We start from the raw sequence: 23,168 nt of genomic DNA, 5'->3' as shown, positions 1-23,168 counted from the left end.
GCTTCCGGGAAGGTGGCAGCCCCCTTCCCGGAAGCGGCACGCCGCTACTCTTCCAGAAACGCGCTTTCGCTGCGGGAAGGAGACAGATACGGCCGGCCCATGTCCTCGAGCAGCGCCTTGCAATGCACGCACAAGGTCGCCGTAGGCTGGGCGCGAAGCCGCGCTTCGCCAATTTCCTCGCCGCATTCCTGACAGATGCCGTACTCACCTTCCCGGACACGGCCCAGGGCCTCACGGACCTCCGCAATGAGCTGCCGGTCCCGCTCGCCCATGATGATGCCCAAATGCCGGTCGGACTCGGCCGTGGCCCGGTCCGTGACGTCGGCGAAGCTCGCCACTTCCTGCGACATGACGTCCAGCGCGTCGCGCGACTGGCCGATGAGGGTTTCAAGCATGTCGCTCAACACCTGCCGGAAGCGATCCACATCAAGATGTCCCATGGCGTTTCTCCACGCGGCGAAGGGTTGTCGAAAGCCCGGGATCGGGAACTCTCCCGGAAACCGAGCGTTACCCGTTTGCCCGATGGATTTGGAACGACGGTGACGGCCGTGTGGAGAGTGCGTGACGGCGTTTTTGGCCGGCCGGTTACCCGGCGGCGGCAAAATCTTCCGGCCCGCATCCAAGCGCAGTCAATAGTTTCAGCATGTTACCAAGCGGACTTTCTGGCAGCTTTCTTGCTTTTTCCCCTGCACGGCGGACTTCCCCCAGGGATTACGGCTGAACTTGCCGCCCGGAGGCGCGTATGGCCACGACCATCACTTCCCCCAACACCAATGACGTCGTCAATTGGGCCTACAAGTACAGCCTGGCCTGCGGCAAGCTCACGGCCGCGGAAAACGCGGCCAGCTCCTCGGCCACGCGTCGCAAGGACATCGCCACGGCCAAGGCGGACTTCAACGCCACCATGAAGAGCCTGGTGCCGACAGACGCTCAGACCAGCGTGCAGTTCCAATACATGGACGCGCTGACCCAATACAATACCAATATGGCCTCCGCCACGACCGAAAAGGGGCGGCAGGCGGCCATGACCACGCTTTATTCGACGCTGGAAGGCATCACCATGCCTTCAGCCACATCCACCACCCTCGCCGACCTGGCCACAGCAAACCAGACCGCCGTCTCCAACGCCGCCGCCAACATCAAATCTATGGTTTCCAACGCCGGCAGCGCCTGGCTCAGCGCCGTCGCCAGCGGCGCGAATATCCTCAATACACAAGCCTCAAGCATCACGGAATCCATCAAGACCGCCCTCGCCCAGGTTGGCGCGGATACCTCCAACATCACCACGCCAACCATCACCACCACCGCCTCCTCGGCATTCGCCGCCGCCTCGGCCTCGGCCACAACCGGCGGCTCGGCCGGCTCCATCCTGAGCGCCGCTCTCATCGGCTACCTCGTCGCCGAACAAGCCGGCGGAGGATAGTCGGAGAGCGGAGGGGAAAAAGGCCAAGGCATGCCTCCGGCGGCCAGGAGGGGCTGATTCCCTCCTGGACCTCCCCGACGGGGGATTGGCAAGCGGGTGAAGATGCGGTCGGAAGGCGGGACGTCGGGATCTGTGGTCGCGGCGAAGCGCCGCATGCTAAGAAATTCTCTTTAAGGTCTTTTGCTTTTCCGAGCTTTCAAAACAAAATTCCTTCCAATTCGCCCTGCATTTCCGGCCCCGTCTTCGTTCCGTCAACGCCGGACCTCCCGGTGCCCGCAGCCTCCCCCGCGCCACCACGCCGGACGGAGGGGACCGGGGGGAGTGACTCCCCCGCGGGGTCTGGGGCAGCGCCCAGCCGCCGGAGCGCCCAGCCGCCGGCGTATCTCCGCGCCCTCCCCCTCCCGTTTGCTATTCGCTGTTCTCGTCGGCGTCGGGGCCTGCGCCGAGTTCGTCGGTGACGGCGCGGCGTTTGACGGCGATGACGGCATCGAGGCGGCTCAAGCGGTCGATGGTGCGATAGAGGTGGCTGGAGTCGCGCACTTCGATACGGAACACGAGTTGGCTGGTGCCGTCGATATTGGAGTGGATGGCGCCGGAGTCGATATTGACGCCTTCCTCCGCGAGCAGTTGGGAGATTTTGCCGAGCACGCCTTTCTGGTTCTTGGCCAGGATGGAGAGCCCCGCCGGATAGGGATGTTCTTTTTCGCCTTCCCAGTTGACCTGGATGAGGCGTTCGGATTCGAGGTTGGGGATGTTGGGGCAGTCGTGGGTATGCACGACTACGCCGCGGCCGCGCGAGATGTAGCCAACGATGGGATCGCCGGGCACGGGGTTGCAGCATTGGGCCAGACGCACGAGCACGTTGTCCACGCCCTGGATGCGCACGCCTTCGCCGGGCTTGCCCTTGCCCGTGCCGGCGACGCTGTCGGCCGGTGCCACCGGCGCTTCCACCTTGAGATGGACGTCGCCCTCCTCTCCCTCTTTTTTGGGCAGGAGACGGCCGATGACCTTTTTGGGGGTGACGCGCGAGTAGCCCACGGCAGAGAGGACGTCTTCGACGCCGGGGAGGGAGAGTTCCCGGGCCAGGGCGAGCATGGAGCCGTCCTTGATGGCCTTCTGGATATTGACGCCGTCCTTGCGGCCTTGTTTTTCCAGCAATTCGCGGCCGAGGACGATGGAGCGGGCGCGTTCCTCGGTGCGGATGAAGTGTTTGATACGGGTACGGGCCTTGGCGGTCTTGACGAACTTGAGCCAGTCCCGGTTGGGGTGGCGGTTCTTGTCGGTGATAATCTCGATGGTGTCGCCGTTCTTGAGCGGCGTTTCCAGGGGGACGAGCTTGCCGTTGACCTTGGCCCCGGCGCAGTGTTCGCCAATGGCGGTATGGATGAGGAAGGCGAGGTCCACGGCCGTGCCGCCTTCGGGCAGTTCCTTGACTTCGCCCTTGGGGGTGAAGACGTAGACCTCGTCCTGGAAGAGATCGAAGCGCAGGTTGGCCACGAATTCGCGCGAGTCCTTGAGTTCGCGCTGCCAGTCCATGATCTGGCGCAGCCAGGTGAAGCGCTCGACATCCTTGGGATTGAACTTGCTTTTTTCGCGTTCTTTGTATTTCCAGTGCGCGGCCACACCTTCTTCGGCGAGGCGGTTCATTTCCACGGTGCGGATCTGGATTTCGATGCGCTCGCCGTCGGGGCCGACGACGGTGGTGTGCAGGCTCTGGTACATGTTGGCCTTGGGCATCGAAATATAGTCTTTGAAGCGCCCGGGCACGGGTTTCCAGATGGAGTGCACGAGACCGAGCACGGCGTAGCATTCGCGAATAGTTTCGACGATGACGCGAAACGCCACGAGGTCGTGGACCTGGTCGATGGTCAATCCCTGGACGCGCATCTTGTTGAAGACGCTCCAGAGATGTTTTCGCCGGCCGAAAATGCGGGCGCGGATGTGGTTTTCGCCGAGCATCTCCTTGATCTGGCCGATGACGCGCTCGATGTAGGCCTCGTCCAGGGTGTGGTGGCGGTCCACCCCGGCCTTGATCTGGTTGTAGACGTCGGGCTTCAGGTACTTGAAGCTCAGGTCTTCCAGTTCGGTCTTGATGCGGTGCAGGCCCAGGCGGTTGGCCAGGGGCGCGTAGATGTCCATGGTTTCCTGGGCGATCAGCGCCTGCTTCTGCGGCTTCTGGAACTCCAGCGTGCGCATGTTGTGCAGGCGGTCGGCCAGCTTGACCAGGACGACGCGGATGTCGTTGGCCATGGCCAGGATCATCTTGCGGATGTTCTCGGCCTGGGCCTCTTCCTTGGATTCGAAGGGGATGAGGCTGATTTTGGTGACGCCGTCGACGATGTCGGCCACTTCCTCGCCGAAGAGCTCTTCCAGCTCGTCCACGGTGGCCTTGGTGTCCTCCACGGTGTCGTGGAGCAGGCCCGAGGCGATGCTGGCCGCGTCCAGGCGCATGTCCGCCAGGATGCCGGCCGCTTCCAGCGGGTGCGACAGATAGGGCTCGCCGGACAGGCGCACCTGTCCGGCGTGGGCCGCGGCGGAGAACACGTAGGCCTTGGTGAGCAGCGCCTGTTCTTGTTCGGTCAGGTAGACGGCTGTCTTGTCCAGGATTTCGTTGATGCGGATCATGGCCGACCCGGCCTCGTTCACCGGGGGGTTGGGAGCGTTTCGCGATGTGTCGGGACGGTCGCGGGGACTATTTTTCCAGCCGAAACTTCTGCTTGTCCCGGGGCACCCACCACTTGGTGAAGTTGTAGGTGATGCCGGCCGGGGCGGCGGCCACGTTCTGGAAGCGCGAGGACAGGATGGGCAGGGAGTATGGCGCGTAGAGGAACAGGTAGGGCTGTTCGCGGTGCAGGATCTCCTGGAAGGCGTCGTAGATCTTCTTGCGCTGCGCCTGGTCCACGGTGTGCCGCCCCTGTTCCAGCAGGGCGTCGGCCTCGGCGTTTTTAAAACCCACGAAGTTGAGCCCGCCCGGCACGGCACGGCTGCTGTGCCACACGTCGAAGGCGTCCGGGTCCTGGGTGATGGTCCAGCCGAGGATCAGTGCGTCAAAATTGCCTTTGTCCACGAATTCCTTGATGAACGACGCCCATTCCACGGTGCGTATCTCGACCTTGACGCCGATGGCCGCCAGTTGGCTCTGGATGATGGTCGCGCTTTTGATGCGCTGGTCGTTGCCCTGGTTGGTGAGGATGGTGAAGGCGAAGGGGCGACCGCTCGCGTCTTCGAGCACCCCGTCGCCGTTTCTGTCCTCCCAGCCGGCCTCGGCCAGGAGTTTTTTGGCCAGGACCGGGTCGTAGGCGTAGTCCTGGATGTTCTCGTCATACATCCAGGTGCCCGGCTTGTAGGGGCCGATGGTCGGGACGCCGAGCCCGAGGAGCGCGCCCTTGACCACGTCTTCCTTGTTGACGGCGTGGGCCAGGGCGCGGCGCACGCGCACGTCGCTGAAAAAGGGGCTTTTGAGGTTGTAGCCCAGGTAGGTGTAGGCGAAGGAAAGGTACTTGAACTTGCGCCAGTCGGCGTCCCAGGTCGGGCCGTTCGTCTGGTAGAGGTACTGCTGGGGGGTGAGCCCCATCATGTCGATGCCGCCGGCCTTGAGTTCCAGGAACATCGTGGCCGCGTCGGGGATGATGCGGTAGACGACCTGGTCGATGTAGGGCCGGCCTTCGAAGTAGTCCTTGTTGACGGCGAGCACGAGCTTGCGCCCGGGCTCCCAGCTTTCGAGCGTGTAGGGCCCCGCGCCCACAGGCTCGCGGGAGTATTTGGTGTTCATGAGGTCCTGTCCGGCCAGGAGGTGCTTGGGCAGGATCGACCCGGCCCAGGTGACCAGGGCGCGCGCGAAGGGCCGGTCGTAGCGAACCTCGAAGGAATACTTGCCCGTGACCGTGAAGCGCGTGACGGCCTTGTAGTCCTCGGCATAGGCCGTGGGCGTTTTCGGGTCGATCATGAGCTTGTAGGTGAATTCCACGTCCTCGGCCGTGAGCTCCACGCCGTCCGTCCAGCGGATGCCGGGTTTCAGCCAGAATTTGAGCAGCTTGCCGTCTTCGAGCACCTCGTAGCGCTCGGCGGCGAAGCATTCGAGCTTGATGTCCTTGTCGTAGCGCAGCGGCGAGACATAGAGCAGGTCGGCCACCTCGTGGGAAGCGGAGTCCGAGGCCAGCGGCGGAATGAGGTTGGAAGGTTCGCCGATGACGGCCATGACGATGCGTCCGCCGGGCACGGGTTCGCCGACGGAAGCCTGGCTCACCCGGGCCGCGGGCGCGTTGTCGCCCTTTTTGCTGTCATCCGCCTTGCCGGACGGGCCTTCGCAACCCCAAAAGGCGAGGGAGCAAGCCAAAATGACGAAAAAAGCCGTGCGAACCGCGAGCATAGAACTCCTTTTCGCTTGCATCATGCGCCCAATTCGACATATTGGAGCGGATGCGCAAGGCTCCGTGCCTTAGGGATATACGGGGCCGGCGTAAATTAAAAGTCCTTTTTCCCCGCGCATGGCCCGCCGGGTGGCATGGGAAGCAGGACGGCCCGGCAATATTTCCATTCCCAATTCCTCTGGAATCCGTTATGCGGGCCGGATAACCCGCAGGCACCGTTTTGCGCCGCGCAGGCGGCGTCGCGGCTGAAGTACGCTACGCAAGGAGTCCCTGGCCCATGGCCTCTGGAAACGACGAAACGAAAATCAAATCGCTGCTTTCGGAATTCGTCCGCGAGACGATTCCCGAATACATCCTGGACGGGGCCCACGCCATCGTCGCCGCTGACGGCATCCAGAAGCTGGCCGTCAACAAACACGACCACTTCTGGGACGTGGAAGGGCAGGTGCAGGGCGACGACTTCCAGGTCTATTCCTCGGAGCTTTCCGTCAACCTCAAGGAAGGCACCGTCAACTTTTTCTGCAACTGCCCGGATTCCTTTTCCGGCGTCTGCCGCCACATCGGGGCCACGGCGCTCAAGTGCATCCGCACCCTGGACGAGGCCGAAGGCAGCGGCACCGAGGCAGCGGCCGCGCCGCGCGGCGAATGGCGGCAGACCTTCCGCGCCTATTTCTCCTCCGAGCCCGAGCCCGAACCCGGCCGCCACTACCTGATCTTCCGTTTCCATCCCGAGCCCGGCCGGCTGCAAGTGGCCTTTTTCCGCGCGCGCCAGAACAAGTCCGGCATCTCCCAGGTCCACTCCGAGATCACCCTGGAACAGATCATCAAGAACCCGGACTGGTCCGAGCTTTCCCCCACCCTGCCCGTGGTGGCGGAGATGCTCTCCCACCACCTGGACTACGCCGGGCACAGGGTGGAGCTGCCGCCGGGCTTTTTGGCCTGGTTCTTCTGGGCCATCGGCAAGGAATACTACCTCTACTGGCGCGACACCGAGCAGCCCGTGCGCATCGAGTCCAAGACCATGCGCCTGCAGCTCGCGCCCAAGCTCGCCGAGGAAGGGCTGTCCTTCGACATCCTGCTCGGCAGCCCCGGCAAGGCCCCCTTCTCCATTCTCGGCCAGGAAGTCTATTTCTACGGCCAGATGCCCATCTGGGTCTGCTGGAAAAACGCCTTCTACCCGGTGCAGACGGGCCTGCCGCCCCAGCTCGTTTCCGATATCGTGCAGAATCCGCCCGCGATCCCCACGTCCGACGTGTCGGAGTTCCTCGACCGCGTCTGGACCCATCTGCCCATGGCGGACCTGTACGGCCAGGAGGAATTCCTGGTCAAAATGCAGCCCTTCTTCGTGCCGGCCAACTACGACCCAAAGATCTTCCTGGACGAGGAAGGCAGCCTGCTCACCCTGCAAATCCAGAACATCTACCAGACCGAGCACGGCGAAATCACGGTATCGGGACCCAACCCCGACCTCATGACCGCCTCCTACCTCTACGAGGGCAAGTCCTACCTCATCGCCCGGGACTGCAACCACGAGCAGACGCTGATCAACATGCTCACGGACATGCGTTTCCAGGCCAGGAACAACGCCAACTGGTTCCTGGAGACCGAAGAGGCCATCGTCTTCCTCCTCGACGCCTACCCCAAGCTCGTGGAGAAGTACCGGGTCTATGGGGAAAAGAACCTCACGCGCTACAAGGTGCGCCTCTCGACCCCCGTCATCGTGGCCGAAGTGGAGTCCAAGGAAGAGGAGAAGTGGTTCAACCTCGACCTGCAGGTCCAGTACGACGACCAGAAGGTGCCGATCGAAAAGATCTGGAAGGCCTGGACCCAGGGCAAGCGCTACGTGCAGTTAAAGGACGGCTCGTACACCAGCCTGCCGGAATCGTGGCTGGAAAAGCTCTCCCACAAGCTGCGCGCCCTCGGCTACGACACGGACAAGCCGCCCCAGGCCAAGTTCAAGCAGTTCGAGGCCCCGGTGCTCGACAAGATCCTCGAGGACCTGCCCGAGGCGCGCACGGACTCGTTCTGGAACACGCTGCGCCAGAAGATCCACAGCTTCCGGGAGATCGTGCAGGTGCGCCCGCCCAAGGGGCTGCACGCGGACCTGCGCCCCTACCAGGTGCAGGGCCTGTCGTACCTCAATTTCCTCAAGGACTACGGCTTCGGCGGCATTTTGGCCGACGAGATGGGCCTGGGCAAGACCGTGCAGACGCTGTCGTTTATCCAGCACAACGTGGAGCGCGGGGTCAGGGGCCCCAACCTCATCATCGTGCCCACGTCGGTATTGCCCAACTGGGAGCGCGAGGCGGACAAATTCGTCCCGAGCCTCAAGCAGCTCATCATCTACGGCGCACGCCGGGAGAACATGTTTAAAAAGATCGGCGAGTCCGATCTGGTCATCACGACGTATGCGCTGCTGCGCCGCGACCTCGACGAACTGCTCAAGTTCGAGTTCGCGACCATCATTCTGGACGAAGCGCAGAACATCAAGAATCCCAACACGATCACGGCCCGCTCCGTGCGGCGCTTAAACGGCCGCACGCGCATCTGCCTGTCCGGCACGCCCATCGAAAACAACCTGTTCGAGCTGTGGTCGCTGTTCGAGTTCCTCATGCCCGGTTTCCTGGGCGGCCAGAACTCCTTCCAGCGCGGCATCGTCAAGCCGATCAAGGACGGCGACGAGGAGACGCTCGAGTATCTGCGCGGCCGGGTGCGGCCGTTCATCCTGCGCCGCACCAAGTCCGAGGTGGCCAAGGACCTGCCGCCCAAGGTGGAAAACGTCTACTACTGCAACCTCCTCGACGAGCAGCTCGACCTCTATGCGGCGCTGGCCAAAAAGCTCAAGGAGCAGGTGCTGGCGACCGTCGACGAAAAGGGCCTGGCCAAGTCGCAGATGTCGATCCTGGATGCGCTGCTCAAGCTGCGCCAGATCTGCTGCCACCCGCGCCTGCTCAAGCTCGACCTGCCGGGAGTCAACACCAACCTCCCCTCGGGCAAGTTCGACGCCTTCAAGGACCTGATCACGGACTGCATCGAGGAAGGGCACAAGGTGCTGGTGTTCTCGCAGTTCGTGCAGATGCTGCACATCATCCGCTCGTGGATGACCATCAGCCAGGTGCCGTTCGCCTACCTCGACGGCTCGAGCAAGGACCGTTTCGAGCAGGTGGACCGCTTCAACGACGACGAGAGCATCAAGGTGTTCCTGATTTCGCTCAAGGCCGGCGGCACGGGGCTCAACCTCACGAGCGCCGACTACGTCATCCACTACGACCCGTGGTGGAACCCGGCCGTGGAAAACCAGGCCACGGACCGCACGCACCGCATCGGCCAGCTGCGGCAGGTGTTCTCCTACAAGATGATCTGCCAGAACACGGTGGAGGAGAAGATCCTCAAGCTCCAGGAGCAGAAAAAGGACGTGGCCGAGGCCATCATCCCGGGCCAGGACGCGTTCAAGTCGCTGACAAGAACCGACCTGGAGTCGCTGTTCGAAGTGTAGGCGCAGCGCGCCTTCGGAGAATAGAAAGGGGCCGCGAGGCCCCTTTTTCCGTTGCGCCGGCGCTTGACCATGCCGGCGGACCGGGGATAGCGCAGGAAAGCCGCACGGTACGGCAAATCCGCAGGAGAGCGAGACACATTCCCATGGCGGACGACGCAGCCTTCAAACTCTACCTGGAAATGGCCTGCGACAACGTCCGCCGGGAGCGCTACGCCGAAGCGCTGGAGCAATGCGATCTTGCCCTGGCCATATATCCCTTGTCTCCTGAGGCGCATTTCCTCCGCGGCATCTGCCTGCATCGCCCGGGTCATCTCCAGCAGGCGCTCGAGGCGATGCAAACCGCTGCGGACAACGGGCTCCCGCAAGCGCAGCAGTACGCGGCAGCATGCCGTGACCGGATCGAAGCCGACAAGCTCTGGGTCGGCGAGGACAATCACCCATTATTCTATAATTATTTTATAGACTGGCTCCTCGATAGGATTATGGACTTCCTGGTCAAGTGACCGCTGCCGCAGCCGCGCCCCGAGACCGCAACGCCCCGCTCCCGGACTCCGGGAAGCGGGGCGTTTTTCTTCCTGGTTGACGCGCCCTTCAGCCGCGCACGAAAGCCCAGGCCGCAGCCAAGTCGCTGGTGCTGAAATACTTCTCGACCAGCCCCTTTTTCGGGTCGCCGAACACGGCGTTGTCGCAGGCGACGAGAAACTTCACGAACGCGCTGTCCGCGACCACCGCGATATGGCGGATCTTGTCCATGTTGGCGAAACCGTAGCGGGCGTCCTCGACAAACGCGCCCATTTCGCTCTCGGTAAGCTTGAGCCTGTCGATCTTGCACAGGACGTTGATGCGGGCAACGCCGCCTTGCAGCGTGTCCTCGAACGCTTTCTTGAAAAGGGCCACATCGCCCTTGGTGTATCCGCCGCTGATCTCCACCGCCAAAACATCTCCGGACGAGCCTTCAAGGATCTCGAACACGTCCCTACCCTCCCGCTCTCAGGTTGCCTGCCGCGCGTACGCCTCCTGTTGCCGGTCTTATCCCGATACAACAGGTGCGCGCGCGCGGCAAGCCGACCGCAACAAAATGCCGCCTCCCGTCCATGAACGGGCAGGCAAAGCCTTGGTCGCCGTGCACGTCCTGGCGGCAGGCCTGAAGCGCTTCCACGAAAAGCCGAACGCCCGAAGCGGCATGCCCCGGGCGTTCGGATCGCGTGTCGGCGCGAGAGAAGGACCATTTGCCGGGCTATGTCAGGAGCACCGTGCCGATCTGGTAAATGATCACCGAAACCACGAAGGCGAAGCACAGGCTGCCGACCACGGAGAAGGTCGCCCACTTCCAGTTCGATTCCCGGGCGATGACCACCACCGTGACCATGCAGGGCGTATAGAGCAGCATGAAGGTGAAGACCGAAAGCACTGCGGGCAGCGTCCAGGCCGAATCGGATGCCAGGCGCTCGCTTAAGGATTCCGGCTCCTCCGGGTCCACCTGGCCCATGGAATAGGCCGTGGCCATGGTGGAGACGAAGACTTCCTTGGCCGCGAACGCGCCGATCAGCGCGATGTTGGCCTGCCAGGGGAAGCCGGCCAGATTGGTCAGCGGCGTGAGCGCCTCGCTCACCCGGCCGGCCACGGAGTACTTGAGCGCCTCTTCGTTCCGGGCGTCCTCGACCTCCTTCTGGGCGTCCTCGGTCAGGGTCGCCAGTTCCTCCTCGCCCGCATCGGGATGGGCGGCCTTGACCTGTTCGGCCGCCTGCTCCTTTTGCGTGTCGTACTGGGCCACGGTGTCCGCGGGCAGTTCCGGGAAGGTCATGACCGCCCACATGAGGATGGAGACGGCGAGGATCACCGTACCGGCCTTTTTCACGTACTGCCAGACCCGCTCCCAGGTGTGCAGCAGCACGCCGCGCAGGGTCGGCAGGCGGTAGGGCGGGATTTCCATGACGAAGGGCGTGCTTTCGCCCTTGATCAAGGTGGAGCGCAGGAGCTTGGACACGAGCAGCACGAAGCCCCAGGCCGCGAGCACCACGAAAAACATGGCCCGGGTCGGATTGGCCGGGAAAAACGCGGCCACGAGCATGAGGTAGGCCGTGGTTTTGGCACCGCAAACCATGAAGGGCGCCGTGAGGATGGTCGCCAGGCGTTCGCGCGGGCTGCGCAGGGTGCGCGCGCACATGACGCCCGGCACGGCGCAGCCGCCCGGAATGCCGCCGGACATGATCAGCGGCATGACCGACATGCCGTGCAGGCCGAAAATCCGCAGCACCCGGTCGAGCATGTAGGCCACACGCGCCATGTAGCCGAGGTCCTCGAGGAAAACCAGCATGGCGAACATGATGCAGATAAGCGGCGTGAAGCCTATGACCGAACCCACGCCGCCGATGACGCCGTTCACGAGCATCGACTGCAGGTAACCTTCGGGAATGTACGTCGTGCCCATCTCGCCGAGCCACTCGAAGCCCTTCTCGATCCAGCCCTGCGGATACGCGCCCAGGGAGAAGGTGACCAGGAACATGCCGTAGAGCACGGCCAGCATGATCAGCGGTCCGAACAGCTTGTGCGTGACGATCTTGTCGATGGCGTCGGAATTGTTGCGCCGCAGCTCGTCGTTGCCGCGCACCACGCCCTGTTTGATGAGGCCGTTGATGAAGCCGTAGCGCCAGTCCGCGATGATGGCGTCCGGGGTGGTGGCGCTGTTTTTCCGAGTGAGGGTTTCGGCCTCGGTGCAAAGGGCGAGCAGAGCCTCGTGGGCCGTGCCGGCCTTTACGCCCTCGGCCATGACCTGTTCGTCGTTTTCCAGGTACTTGACCGCCAGCCAGCGCGGATCATAGCGACCGGTCAAAAAATTCGCGTCCTCGATGGCCTTGGTCATGCGCTCGATGACCGGGTCGAGGTCCGGGCCGTAGGACAGGCGAAACGGCGTCCATTTGCCCTGCGTCCGCTCGGCCGTTTCGGCCACGGCGTGCATGAGCTCCTTGCGGCCCTGGCCGAGGCGGGCCACGCAGGGCACCACCGGCACGCCAAGGAGCTGCGAGAGCTTGTCCACGTCGATGGTCACGCCGCTGCGGCGCACCTCGTCCATCATGTTGAGGCCGAGCACCAGCGGCGCGCCGATCTCCATGAGCTGCACGGCGAGGTAGAGGCTGCGTTCCAGGGCCGTGGCGTCCATCATGTTGATGACCACGTCCGGGTGCTCGTCCACGATGACGTTTCGCGCGACGAGTTCCTCCATGGAATAGGAGGTCAGGGAATAGGTGCCGGGCAGGTCCACAAGCTGACTGATGTGGCCGTTTTCCCGGTAGATGCCCTCCAGGCGGTCCACGGTGATGCCGGGATAGTTGCCTACCCGCGCCGAGCCGCCGGTGATGGCGTTGAACATCGTGCTCTTGCCGCAGTTAGGCTGGCCGGAGACGGCCACGCGGATGGTCTGCGACATCTTAGAGCGCCTCCACGCTGATGAAGTCGGCTTCGCTGTTGCGCAGCGACAGGGTGAACCCCTTCATGCGCACCGCCACCGGATCGGCCAGGGGCGCACGCCCCACGACCATGAGCTGCGTGCCGGGCACAAGCCCCATGTCCCGGATGCGGCGCCCCAGCTCCCCACTCGCCGTGACCGCGCTGATGCATCCCCTCTGATTGACGGCCAACTGCCGCATCGATGTGACCATGGTTTCCCTCCTTTTGCGCCCGCCGCGTGCAATCTGTGCGGCGGCCTTGAAGCGCGGGCTGGCCCTGGACCGTGGGAACGGCTCCGATTGGGCGAGCCCGGCGTCGGAACGAGATGTAAATGATACTCAATATCATTGTCAACGATAACGACGGTTCCCGCCAAAAAAATCCGCCGTCCCCGGCCCGGGAACGCCGACGTTCAGGAAACCGCCAGCCGCGCGGACGCGGCGGCGTAGCCCGGGGCCGTGGCATTGGTCATGATCAGCCGATGGATGGGCAGGCCTGGGCGGCGACGGCCGCGTCCGTGTCCGCCTGGGCGGTATAATAACTACTCGGAGTAGGCCGCCTGGGAGACCGGGTCGAGCATGCGAGCCCCGGCCACGATCAGCCAATCCCCTGCCGTGGCCAGGCCATGGCCGTAGGGGGCGGCGCAATCGGATTCCAGGCTCCAGCCCGAACCGGGCGCGACAAGGTCCAGGGAATAAGGTCGTCTTGGCGAGAAGCGCCGCGCCCGCCGCGTCGCCTGCGGGCGCTCCACGCAAAGGCGTGCAAAGCCCCATGCGCTTTGCCGCGCGTCAGCGAGGCGCGCTTTCGCGATTTTCCAATAACCCGCGAAACGGTCCATTCTGAAAAACCGTTGCCGGGGACGCCGGCAAAAGTCCCGGGAGCTGGTCAGACCAGGGGGCAAAACGCGCCGTTGACCATCTGCTCGGGCCAAGTGGCGTTTTTTTCGGAGAGGTCGGGGGGGACGTTTTTCCCGTCGGGTTCGGCCGCCTCGCCCTGGCGCAGGCGGGCGCGCAGTTCGCCGGCGTTGGACCGGGCGATGCCCTGGGCGGTCATCATGGCTGTGAGGTCGTGCCGCCGGGAAAACCCCAGGCGCACGTTGCCCCCGGCGTCGAGGTACACCTGGCAACAGAGCCGTTCGACGAGATCGCGTAGCGGATCGTAGCAGACTTCCGTCATGACTGGCGCCATCCCTCCAGCTTGGGGTATGCGGAGCGGGAAAACCTGTCAGAGCAGTGTCACGTCCAATATGCCATTCGTAACACTCTTGCAAATGAAACTTTGGTCAACTTCGCGCCGGACGGGCCGGCGCGGCCGCGCGGGCGGCCAAGGCCTCGAGCAACGATTCGACATCGCGGAAGGTTCTCTCCAGGGAGCACTCGATCATGCAGTTGACGAGGGAATGGACGGTGTCGCCGGCGACGCGGAAATCCGTCCGCAGGCCCCAGGCCGGCATGCCGCGGGCATGGGCGAACCCTACCTCCCAGGCAGTGCCGTCGTCCACCTGCGGCCCGTCCAGCACCGCCGTGACCAGGTCGCAGCCCGCAAGTCCTTCCACGCAGCCGCGGAAAATGTGCGCCTTGGCCGCCGGCCCCATGGCCTCGAGGTCGTCGTCCGCGAAAAGGTCCCCGGGCCACAGGGCCGCGACCCCCGGCAGGGCCGCGACGCGGTCGCGCAGGTGGGCCATGAACCGGCGTTCGGCCTGGGAAAAAAGGGGTCCGGCGAGATAGACGCGCATCAAGATCTCCGGGAAAAGTGTCGTGGGCTGGGGAAATGCGGTGAGGCCGCACCATCTTAGACCGAAACACCCCCCCGGGCAACCGGGCGGCCGGACGGCCGGGACAGCCCGGGCTTGACCGCTGGCACAGGATGGTCTAACCCAAAAACCGTCCGTGACCCGAGTGTCTCCACGACCTTTTCGCGGCCGCGTCCGTCCGGACGGGGCCGTTGTCGTTGGTTTTTCCCGACAATCCAACCGATCGCAAGGTATGACGATGGACAGTATTCCTATTTCCGTGGAAGGTTTCAGGAAACTCGAGCGCGAACTGGAGCGGCTCAAAAAAGAGCGGCCGGAAGTCATCCTGGCCATCAAAGAGGCCCGCGAGGAAGGCGACCTGCGCGAAAACGCAGGGTATGACGCCGCCCGGGAACGCCAGGGCATGCTCGAAGCCCGCATCAACTTCATCGAATCGCGCATGCCGCGCTTCAACGTCATCGATCTGGACACCCTTGGCGGCGACCAGGCCATCTTCGGGGCCACGGTGGAGATCGAGGACGTGGATACCGGAGACCTGAAGAAATACACCCTGCTCGGCCCGGACGAGGCCGAACCCAGCAAGGGTACCATCTCCATCCTCTCGCCGGTGGGGCAGGCCCTGCTCGGCAAGCAGGTGGGCGACGAACTCGTGGTGGACGCCCCGCGCGGCAAGATCAACTACGAGGTCGTGTCCATCACCTTCAACGGCCCTATCGCCTCCTAGTCCGCGCCCGCGTCCGCCCGACCGGGCGCCGCAAGGGACCGGAACAGGGCCCCGCCCCGCATGGGACGGGGCCCTGGCGTATTTCCGGCAAGCCGCCCATGCGGCGACCGAGCACCTTCGCGCCAATGCCGCGCCCTCGGAGAAAGCGGCTGTTCCCTTGGGAAAGACGCCCGCTTTCGCCGGGGATGCGGCGCTAGAGGTCGACGAACAGGCAGCGGTTGCCGTCGTCGTTGTAGCAGCCGCCGCAGGAGATGCAGGCGCTTGGCGTGCGATCGCCGGCGCGCCAGCGCGCGACCAGTTCCGGTTCGCACAGAAGCGGCCGCGACAGCGCGAAAAAGGCGATAGCCGTCCGTCCGAGCAGTTCTTCCATGGTTTCCACGGACCGGTCGGCCCCGACCAGGGCCACCGGCGCGCGGATGGCCGCGGCCACGGCCGCCGCTTCGCGGGCGAAGACCGACTCGGCCTGCTCCGATCCGTTGCAAAGCCCCTTGTTGCCGCCCAGGCCGCTGATCTCCACGAGGTCGATGCCGGCCGCGTCCAGGGCCCTGGCCGTGTCCAGGCAGGCCTCGAACACGCCCGGCATTTCCTCCAGGTCCCGACAGTCCAGCTTGACCGCGAGCAGGAAATCCTCGCCCGCCTCGCGGCGCATGGCCGCGTGGATCGCCTCGAGCAGAGCCCGCCCCCGGGCCGGGGAGCCGCCGTAGGCATCCGTGCGCGTGTTGGCCGTCGGATGGAGAAACTGGCTCAGGAAATAGCCGTGCGCGCTGTGGATCTGCGCCCCGGCGTAGCCCGCCTCCCGGGCCAGGCGCGCGCCGTGGGCGAAAAGCGCCGGCAGGGCGTCGAGTTCCCCCGTGGAAGGATCGCCCGCGCGCCACAGGACGCCGCCGCGGCCGGCAAAGCTCAGTTGGAGCAACAGGGGCACACCCGCGGCCTTTGCCGTTTCCGTAAGCCGCCTGTGCCCCGGCAGGTGCGTGGCGTCGCAAAGCCCGATCTGCCCGGGCAAAGAGCGGGAGGTCGCGTCCAGATACGTGGCGCTGACGATGATCCCGCCGACGCCGCCTGCCGCGAGCCTTGCATAGACCGCGTCCAGCGCCGGGGTGATCCGGCCCTTGGCGTCGGCCAGCCGTTCCCAGGTCGCCGAGCGCAGCAGGCGGTTGGGGAAGCGCACGCCCTTGACGGTCACGGCGTCGAACAGCGTTTTCATGACATCCTCCTTGCGGCCCGGGGGCCGGTTTCGCAGAAGAGCATAGCGCAGCGCGAAGGCCTGCGGAAGCAGGCACCGGAAAGTGGCCTGGCATGCCGGGCCATACCGGCGGGGACGCAAAAAAAGCCCCGCCGCAGGGCGCGGCGGGGCTGGCGAACAAAAAAACGCGGCGGACGCTACGCGCCGGACGCGGCCGTAGCCAGGGCGTCCTTGAGCTTGGCCTCGTCGTCGTGGGAGAGCGAGGTCTGGAGCACCTTGCCGCCCGTGCCCTTGAGTTCGTCGAGGACCTTGTCCTCGGTCATCTTGCGGATGAGCACGAACAGCACCGAGGAGCCGGGGGTGAGGGTTTCGGCCAGTTTCTTCATGAAATCGTCGTCGATGCCGACGTCGCTGAGCGCTCCGGCCGCCGCGCCGGAGGCCGCGCCGACCACCGCGCCGAGCACCGGCATCATGAAGATGAGCCCGATCAGCGCGCCCCAGAAACCGCCGCCGATGGCCCCGGAAGCGGCCATGTGGTACATCTGGCGCAGCTTGACCTTGCCGTCCTTGTCCTTGACCGCAACCACGGCGTCTTCCAGATCGACCAGGTATTCCTTCTGCATCTTGAGGAGTTTGAGCCGTACTTCCTCGGCCTTGAATACATCATCATAGCCAACGACGATCAGATCGCTCATACGAGGCTCCTTCCTGGCTGTTGTGGCCGCTCCCCGGACGGGGGCGCGGGAATCGTCATGATTTCGTGCCCGATTTCCGTCGCGTTGGCAACACGGACCGTTTTTTTCCACGCCCTGACGCCCGATCGTCGCCCCGCCGTCACTTCGCCTCGTCGCAGCCCCGGAGGGCTCTCCGCATTTTCGCGAAGCACACCCGGAGCATTCTTTCTTGAAAAATGCTGCCGTCTTTTCAAGGGACGCAGCAAGGGCGGCGGCTGCGCCCTAGAAATCGGGAAGGGGAGGCTTTGGCCGCGGCAGCATGCACACGAGGGTGGTGCCCGCCGCCGCGTCGCTCGTGAAAAAGATGCGCCCGCCCAGGTTTTCCACGATGAGCCGGGCGCTGTAGGCCCCGAGCCCGGTGCCGCCGGCCTTGCCGGAGGTGGCGTACTTCTCGAAAAACCGCTCCCGTACCGCCTCGGGCACGGCCCCGGCGTTGCTGAGCGAAACCCAGACCATGTCGCGCCCCGTCACGGAAACGACCACATCCCCCCCTTCGGGGGAGGCTTCCACGGCGTTTTTGAGCAGATTGGAAAAAAGGGAAAAATACAGCAGTTCCTCGCCGAGCACCACGACCGGCCCCGCCAGTCCCGGCGCGCCGTCGGTCTCGTACGCGATCGCGACGCACCGGGCCCGGCACAGGGGGCCGAATTCGCGCCCGACGTCGTGCAAGACCTTGACGAGGTCCACGGACTGGGGGGCAAGCTCGTAGCTACCCCTCTCCATCTTGTAGAGGTCCAGGGAGAGGTTGATCATGCCGAGCATTTTGAGCCCGGACTCCTTGATCATTTCAACCAGCGCGCAGTAGCGCGCGGGAAAATCGGGATCGGAGAGCAGCACGTCGGGCAGGCCGATGACGCCGGTCAGCGGCGCCTTGAGGTCGTGGCGGGTCATGCGTTCCACGTCCTCGCGCAGGGACGCGAGCTTTTTCTGCTCGGAGATGTCCACGAAGCTCTCGATGATGCAGTCGCGGCCGGCAAGGCTCGCCCGCACCGCAGTCTTGAGGATGGAAATCTCACGGCCCGCGGCGTCCCGGATGGAGCGCTCCATGCTGACAACCCCGCTGCCGCCGTCGACGATAGGGCAGTCGCCGCGCCGGCCCGGACAAAAGGAGTCGAAGCAGTCACGCCCGACCAGGGCCTCGCGGTTTTGGCCGATCATGGCCGCGCCGGCGGGATTGACATCCACGATGCGGTAGTCGGCCGGGTCGATGACCACCACGCCGGCCGGCAGGGAATCGATGATGAGGCGCAGTTCGTCGTGGGCGCGGCGCAGTTGCGCCGTGCGCTCGGCCACCTTGCGCTCGAGACCGAGGTTCACGGCGGCGAGGTGTCGGTAGAGGAAGTAGCTTTCCAGGGCCGCCGCGCCGGCATTGAGGACCACGGTGAGCAGCGCCAGCGCCGTGTCCGAGACAGATGCATCGGCGTCGAGCAGCCCCAGGAACATGCCACGCACCCGCGACGACGTGGCCAGGCGGTGCAGTACGAGCCGCCCTCCCCCGCCGCCCGCGGGACGGAAAAAAGCCGGCCCCGGCTGGTCCAGGACGAAGGCGAAGGAGTGGTCCGCAATCAGCGCCTCGATCTCCGTGTCGGGATCGAAGCCGGCCGCCCCGCCCCGCGACAGGGACAGCACCATGTCCTGGGTATCCTCGTCCACCAGCCACATGGCCACGGCGCGAAGCGGCGCAAGCTCCCCGGCGCGGCAAGCGATTTCGGCGAGGATCGGTTCAGGGCTTTCCAGGCGGGAATAGCTGGTGTCGAAATACCCCAGGCCCGCGGCGGCCTGCAACGCCTGCAAGGCCGCTTCCTTCTCCCGGGTCAGGCTCTCCACCCGGGCGGCGAGAAATCGCGACCGCTGCGCTTCGTCCACGGCGATTCTCAGCCGAGCAGGCCCGAGACGATGTCGTCCACCTGCCGCCCCGCCTGGGACAGGGCCACCGGCAGCACGCTCGGCTCCAGGCCCAGGGCGTCCCAGGCCACGGCGGAAAGGGGCGGGGCCACAGGCGAACCGTTGGATCCGTATCCCGCGGCCACGGCCGCCATGTCGGCCACATGCACGATGCAGGCATCGCGCGCCATCGCCCCCTGGCCGTGATGCCCGCCCACGGCGTCGGCCAGTTCCTGCGGCAACCGCCACTGCGCAAGCAACGCACGGCCCACGGCGGCATGGTCGAAGCCCAACAATTCGTGCTCGGCCGCGGCCACGGGCAGGCGCGCCTCGCGGGCCATGGTCATGGCCCTGGCCATGTGGACCGGCAGCCGGCGCAACAGCACCAGCCGGCCCAGGTCGTGGAGCAGGCCGGCCACGAACAGCCGCTCCTGGGACACGCCGCCCACATGGGCGGCCAGCACCCGGGCCAGCACGGCGCACCCCACGGCGTGCTCCCAGATCTGGCGCATGGTCAGGCAGCAGGCCGGGATGTCCCGGAAACGGTCCGCCACGGCCACGCCCAGGGCGAGTTGGGCCAGCTCCCCCGCGCCGATGAGCATCACGCCCCGGGCCAGGGAGTCGATGGGGCGCGACAGGCCGTACAAGGGACTGTTGGCCAGGCGCAACAGGGTCGCGGACAGGCCCGGATCGTTGCCGATGATCCCGGCGATGCTCCCGGCCGAAGCGCGGGGGTCGGCGATGGCCTCCTGGAGGCGGAAATAAATATCGGGGAAGCTGGCCAGGGCAGGGTCGCCGGCCACGAGGGCTTCGGGGCTGTCCGGGGCCTCGGGCAGGAGGGAGGCATCGGACACCGATGGAAACGGGGGTGGCAGGGGGCAGCGGTCCTCCTTGCCGAGGTCGCGCAGGCAGCAGCGGTACAGGGCGTCCACGGCCGGATGGGATCGGTCGGCCAAAGCGAAGCGCAACTCCGCAAGCTCGTGCGCCGCCGCCAGCGCTTCCGATTCCCCGTCGCCGCACGTGTCGTCCCGGGCGCCCCCGGCGGCCTCCCCGCCGGCCACGTCCACGGCGCTGACGCCCCAGATGCGCAGCACCCGCAGGTGCCCGGACTCGAGCACCGTGCCGGCGTCAAGCAGCTTGCGCCCGTTTTTTCCGAGCACGTCGCCCGCAAGCGTCATGCCGCAACGCACGTCGTCGATAGCAACCTTGGCCATGCCACTCCCGCGTCAAGCCTCCACTTCAGGGAAACACGCACCTAGCCTGACCTGAAGGCGAAGATCCTCACAAGCGGGGGGGCGGGCAAGAAACAGCCTGCCCCGGTAGAAAACATTGCAACCTTACGGGACAGGAACCGTCTCCAACACCCTGTCCACGACCGTTTCCGGGCGCAGGCCCGACGCCGCGGCCTCGTAGGTCAGAAGCACCCGGCGGCGCAGCACGTCCGGGGCCAGCGCCTTGACGTCGCCCGGGGTCGCATAGCCACGGCCGTCGAGCAGGGCCTGGGCCCGGGCGGTGCGGGCCAGGGCGATGGCCGCCCGGGGCGAGGCTCCGTAGGCCACGGCCCCGGCCAGATCGTCAAGGCCCGCCGCGACGGGGTCGCGCGTGGCCCCGACCACGGCCACGATGTAGGCGAGCAGCCGCTCGTCCAGATGCACGCGGCCAGCCAGATCGCACAGCGCAAGCACCTGCGCCGCGTCGAGCACGGGCGACGCGGCCGGGGCATCGTCGCGACAGGCGCGGCGCACGACCTCCATCTCCTCCTCTGGCGCGGGATAATCGAGGACCAGGGCGAGGAGGAAGCGGTCCACCTGCGCCTCGGGCAGGGGGTAGGTGCCTTCCTGGTCGATGGGGTTTTGCGTGGCGAGCACGAAAAACGGCTCGGGCAGCGGGAAGGTCTCCCCGCCGATGGTCACGCGGCGCTCGGCCATGGCCTCGAGCAGGGCCGACTGGACCTTGGACGGCGCGCGGTTGATCTCGTCGGCCAGCAGGATGTTGGTGAAAACGGGGCCCTTGCGCACGGTAAATGTGCCGGCCGCGGGCTGGTAGACCTCGGTGCCGGCGATGTCCGCGGGCAGGAGGTCCGGCGTGAACTGCACGCGGCGAAATTCCGCGCGCACGGTCGCGGCCAGTGTCTTGACCGCCAGGGTCTTGGCCAGGCCCGGCACGCCTTCGATCAGGACGTGTCCCCGGCACAGCAGGGCGATGAGCAGCCGGTCGGCGAGCGCGTCGCGCCCGACGAGCACCATGCCCATGGCGGCGCGGAAAGCGGCGATGCGCGCGGCGGCGTCGGCCAGGAGCGCGGGATCGATCAGCGGCATGCGGGTTCTCCGAAAGGGTGGTCAGCGGCCGAGGGAATTGCGGAAAATCCAGTCGTTGACAAGGTAGACGCCGTCCTTGCCCACCGGGGAAAAGCGCACGAAGCGGTCCTGGCGCACCTCGCCGGCCTCGACGAACTGGAAGCCGACGTACTTCTTGCGCAGGGGCGGAAAATCCCGGATGCGTTTGACCTCCATGCGCAGGCCGAGCTTGAGGTCCGGGAGGTTGGACCGCGCGACCAGGTGGAGAAACCCCAGCAGCGGATACATCTTGTTGTGGTCATTGAAATACTCATACGATGGCGCGTCCTGGTTGATTTCCAGCATGAGCCCCCCGGCGGAAAGGTCGCGGATGTGGCAATCGGCGGCGCTGTCGGGGATGATGCAAAACGGCGACGGCCATTTCTCCATGGACGTGAACATGGACCAGTCCGCGCCCATGGGCGGGCTTGCGAGCTCGAAGCAGGCGAGCTGGCTCGGGTCCAGGGGCAGACGCTTGTGGGAGCGCCGGGTCAGCTCGAAGGCGGCGGGCAGGGAAAGTTCCACCAGGCAGAAGGCGGGATCGGACGCTTCCACGGAAATGACGTTGGAACGGAAATCCAGGTAGGTGCTTTTGCGGTTGGTGCCGGTGATGGAAAAATAGCCGTGGACCTCCTGGCCGGGCCGGGCCTCGTTGAGGCGGTTGTCGCGCGGCGACTGGACCACCATGGCCTGCTCCCGGACCGCCTTCAGGTGGCAGGGGTTGATGGCCGAGTCGTTGGGGTCGTCGAAGAGGCGGAAATAGAGGATGCTTTTCTGCTTCAGGGCCTCGGTCAGGACCGTGAGCTCCTCCACGCGCAGGCCCCGGGTGGGGGCCGCCTTTTTCTGCTGGATGGCCTTGGCCGCGTCGAGGGTGCGGCGAAGCCAGAACATGGCTCCGATCCGGTTGAGCAGCATCTGGGGCGGTTCGCCGGCGATGCGGAACCGGGCCTCGGGGTAGCGGCGGGCGCTCGGGTTGTCGAAATTGCACAGCACCCGGGCGAAGAGGTCGAGCACGCCGATGTCCTCGGGCAGACCCTCCGGGGTGGAGGCATGGATGGCGCGGAAGTAGTCGCGCAGGGCAAAGGCTTTGGGCACGTCGCCGATGACCAGCACGCCGTAGCGGTCCAGGGGGCGGCCCTGGCTCGCCGCGGTGAAGAGATTGCGAAAAAGCGTCATGATGAAAGGCGTCTTGTAGCGCGCTTCGATCAGGCGGGCGGTGAATTCGAACAGGGGCTTGCCGACCATGGGCACCAGCACGGCCGAGCCCACGGAGCGCACGTACCACGCGAGCACTTTTTCGTCCTCGAGCGACCGCGTGAACATGGCGCCGTCGAACTTGAGGACGTAATCGTAGGTGTTGAGCGCGACGGAATATTCGTTTTCGCTGGCGTCGGCCACGCGCCGCACGAGCCAGTTTTCCCGCTCGTCCGCCGGCGTCCAGTGCCAACAGGAATGCAGCAGCTCGCCGCTGACGTAATCGAGGAAGCGGCGGCGGTGAAAGTTGTGGCGCAGCACGCCGCAGACGGCCTTCTCCAGGGCCGAACGGTCGTTTTCGCAGACCACCAGCCCCTTGTTGACGAGCCAGCCCGGCAGCGCCGCCTCGGGCCGCAGGACGTGGCGCAGCACCGCGGCATCGGCCACGCCGTTTCCCGTATGGTGCAACAGATGCTCGGAGACATCGCGCACGAGCGTCAGCGCGGCCTGGGCAAGCGCGGACCGCGCCTCGTCTTCGGAAGGCAGCGGCGCGAGCCTGCCGAAATGCATGTCGAGGCTCGTGCGCACAACAGCGGCCAGGGCATCTTTCATGGAGCGACAACC

Annotated in this window: 19 protein-coding genes; 4 read left to right on the top strand and 15 right to left on the bottom strand. The window is 65.4% G+C overall.

Going from position 1 to position 23,168, the window contains the following annotated elements:
• Window positions 1–44: 44 nt before the first annotated feature.
• Window positions 45–440, bottom strand: a complete 396-nt coding sequence (locus Q368_RS0120605) for a TraR/DksA family transcriptional regulator (RefSeq protein ID WP_029460929.1) — start codon at window positions 438–440, stop codon at window positions 45–47.
• Between the two features lie 302 nt (window positions 441–742).
• Between Q368_RS0120605 and Q368_RS0120600 the strand changes: the two genes are divergently transcribed.
• On the top strand, window positions 743–1,423 hold the full coding sequence (locus Q368_RS0120600; RefSeq protein ID WP_029460928.1) for a hypothetical protein: 681 nt from the start codon (window positions 743–745) through the stop codon (window positions 1,421–1,423).
• 408 nt (window positions 1,424–1,831) lie between these two features.
• Here the strand turns inward: Q368_RS0120600 and Q368_RS0120595 are convergent, their stop codons facing one another.
• Together Q368_RS0120595 and Q368_RS0120590 are read right to left on the bottom strand one after the other, a co-directional pair.
• Window positions 1,832–4,048 carry a RelA/SpoT family protein gene (locus tag Q368_RS0120595; protein ID WP_029460927.1) on the bottom strand — a complete coding sequence of 739 codons (2,217 nt, stop codon included), beginning with the start codon at window positions 4,046–4,048 and terminating at the stop codon, window positions 1,832–1,834.
• 67 nt (window positions 4,049–4,115) lie between these two features.
• A complete protein-coding gene (locus tag Q368_RS0120590) occupies window positions 4,116–5,792 on the bottom strand; it encodes a peptide-binding protein (RefSeq protein ID WP_029460926.1) in 1,677 nt (558 codons plus the stop codon).
• Between the two features lie 278 nt (window positions 5,793–6,070).
• Here Q368_RS0120590 and Q368_RS0120585 point away from each other — a divergent pair, with 278 nt between their 5' ends.
• Entirely contained in the window at window positions 6,071–9,289 is a 3,219-nt protein-coding gene (locus Q368_RS0120585) for a DEAD/DEAH box helicase (RefSeq protein WP_029460925.1), read from the top strand.
• 143 nt (window positions 9,290–9,432) lie between these two features.
• The gene (locus Q368_RS0120580) at window positions 9,433–9,792 is read left to right on the top strand and encodes a tetratricopeptide repeat protein (protein ID WP_029460924.1); all 360 of its coding nucleotides are present in this window, start codon (window positions 9,433–9,435) and stop codon (window positions 9,790–9,792) included.
• An 88-nt stretch (window positions 9,793–9,880) separates the two neighbouring features.
• On the opposite strand, the gene Q368_RS0120575 is transcribed toward Q368_RS0120580, so the two are convergent.
• From Q368_RS0120575 to Q368_RS0120550, 6 genes are all read right to left on the bottom strand, one after another.
• On the bottom strand, window positions 9,881–10,261 hold the full coding sequence (locus Q368_RS0120575; RefSeq protein WP_029460923.1) for a SpoIIAA family protein: 381 nt from the start codon (window positions 10,259–10,261) through the stop codon (window positions 9,881–9,883).
• A 265-nt stretch (window positions 10,262–10,526) separates the two neighbouring features.
• The gene (gene feoB, locus Q368_RS0120570; RefSeq protein WP_029460922.1) at window positions 10,527–12,716 is read right to left on the bottom strand and encodes a ferrous iron transport protein B; all 2,190 of its coding nucleotides are present in this window, start codon (window positions 12,714–12,716) and stop codon (window positions 10,527–10,529) included.
• 1 nt (window position 12,717) lies between these two features.
• Window positions 12,718–12,948, bottom strand: coding sequence for a FeoA family protein (locus tag Q368_RS0120565; protein WP_029460921.1), 231 nt, complete (start codon window positions 12,946–12,948; stop codon window positions 12,718–12,720).
• 329 nt (window positions 12,949–13,277) lie between these two features.
• Complete coding sequence (locus Q368_RS0120560; RefSeq protein ID WP_156955799.1) at window positions 13,278–13,487, bottom strand: hypothetical protein; 210 nt, start codon at window positions 13,485–13,487, stop codon at window positions 13,278–13,280.
• Window positions 13,488–13,621: 134 nt separating this feature from the next.
• Window positions 13,622–13,912 carry a hypothetical protein gene (locus tag Q368_RS27140; protein ID WP_029460919.1) on the bottom strand — a complete coding sequence of 97 codons (291 nt, stop codon included), beginning with the start codon at window positions 13,910–13,912 and terminating at the stop codon, window positions 13,622–13,624.
• A gap of 106 nt (window positions 13,913–14,018) precedes the next feature.
• Complete coding sequence (locus tag Q368_RS0120550; protein WP_043786536.1) at window positions 14,019–14,471, bottom strand: nucleoside 2-deoxyribosyltransferase; 453 nt, start codon at window positions 14,469–14,471, stop codon at window positions 14,019–14,021.
• A gap of 256 nt (window positions 14,472–14,727) precedes the next feature.
• On the opposite strand from Q368_RS0120550, the gene greA reads away from it, so the two are divergent.
• The gene (gene greA, locus Q368_RS0120545; protein ID WP_029460917.1) at window positions 14,728–15,213 is read left to right on the top strand and encodes a transcription elongation factor GreA; all 486 of its coding nucleotides are present in this window, start codon (window positions 14,728–14,730) and stop codon (window positions 15,211–15,213) included.
• Window positions 15,214–15,406: 193 nt separating this feature from the next.
• Here the strand turns inward: greA and Q368_RS0120540 are convergent, their stop codons facing one another.
• The 6 genes from Q368_RS0120540 to Q368_RS0120515 form a co-directional block, all read right to left on the bottom strand.
• Window positions 15,407–16,417 (bottom strand): oxidoreductase, encoded by a 1,011-nt coding sequence (locus tag Q368_RS0120540; protein ID WP_029460916.1) that lies wholly within the window; start codon window positions 16,415–16,417, stop codon window positions 15,407–15,409.
• Window positions 16,418–16,593: 176 nt separating this feature from the next.
• Window positions 16,594–17,091, bottom strand: coding sequence for a DUF1269 domain-containing protein (locus Q368_RS0120535; protein ID WP_029460915.1), 498 nt, complete (start codon window positions 17,089–17,091; stop codon window positions 16,594–16,596).
• 261 nt (window positions 17,092–17,352) lie between these two features.
• Complete coding sequence (locus Q368_RS0120530) at window positions 17,353–18,996, bottom strand: sensor histidine kinase (RefSeq protein WP_029460914.1); 1,644 nt, start codon at window positions 18,994–18,996, stop codon at window positions 17,353–17,355.
• An 8-nt stretch (window positions 18,997–19,004) separates the two neighbouring features.
• On the bottom strand, window positions 19,005–20,228 hold the full coding sequence (locus Q368_RS0120525; protein WP_029460913.1) for an HDOD domain-containing protein: 1,224 nt from the start codon (window positions 20,226–20,228) through the stop codon (window positions 19,005–19,007).
• Window positions 20,229–20,351: 123 nt separating this feature from the next.
• Entirely contained in the window at window positions 20,352–21,332 is a 981-nt protein-coding gene (locus Q368_RS0120520; RefSeq protein ID WP_052360316.1) for an AAA family ATPase, read from the bottom strand.
• A gap of 21 nt (window positions 21,333–21,353) precedes the next feature.
• Complete coding sequence (locus tag Q368_RS0120515; protein WP_029460911.1) at window positions 21,354–23,156, bottom strand: PilZ domain-containing protein; 1,803 nt, start codon at window positions 23,154–23,156, stop codon at window positions 21,354–21,356.
• Window positions 23,157–23,168 lie beyond the last annotated feature (12 nt).

It is taken from the genome of Solidesulfovibrio alcoholivorans DSM 5433 (assembly GCF_000702665.1).
GTDB lineage: Bacteria > Desulfobacterota > Desulfovibrionia > Desulfovibrionales > Desulfovibrionaceae > Solidesulfovibrio > Solidesulfovibrio alcoholivorans.
This window is presented reverse-complemented; position numbering and strand designations above follow the sequence as displayed.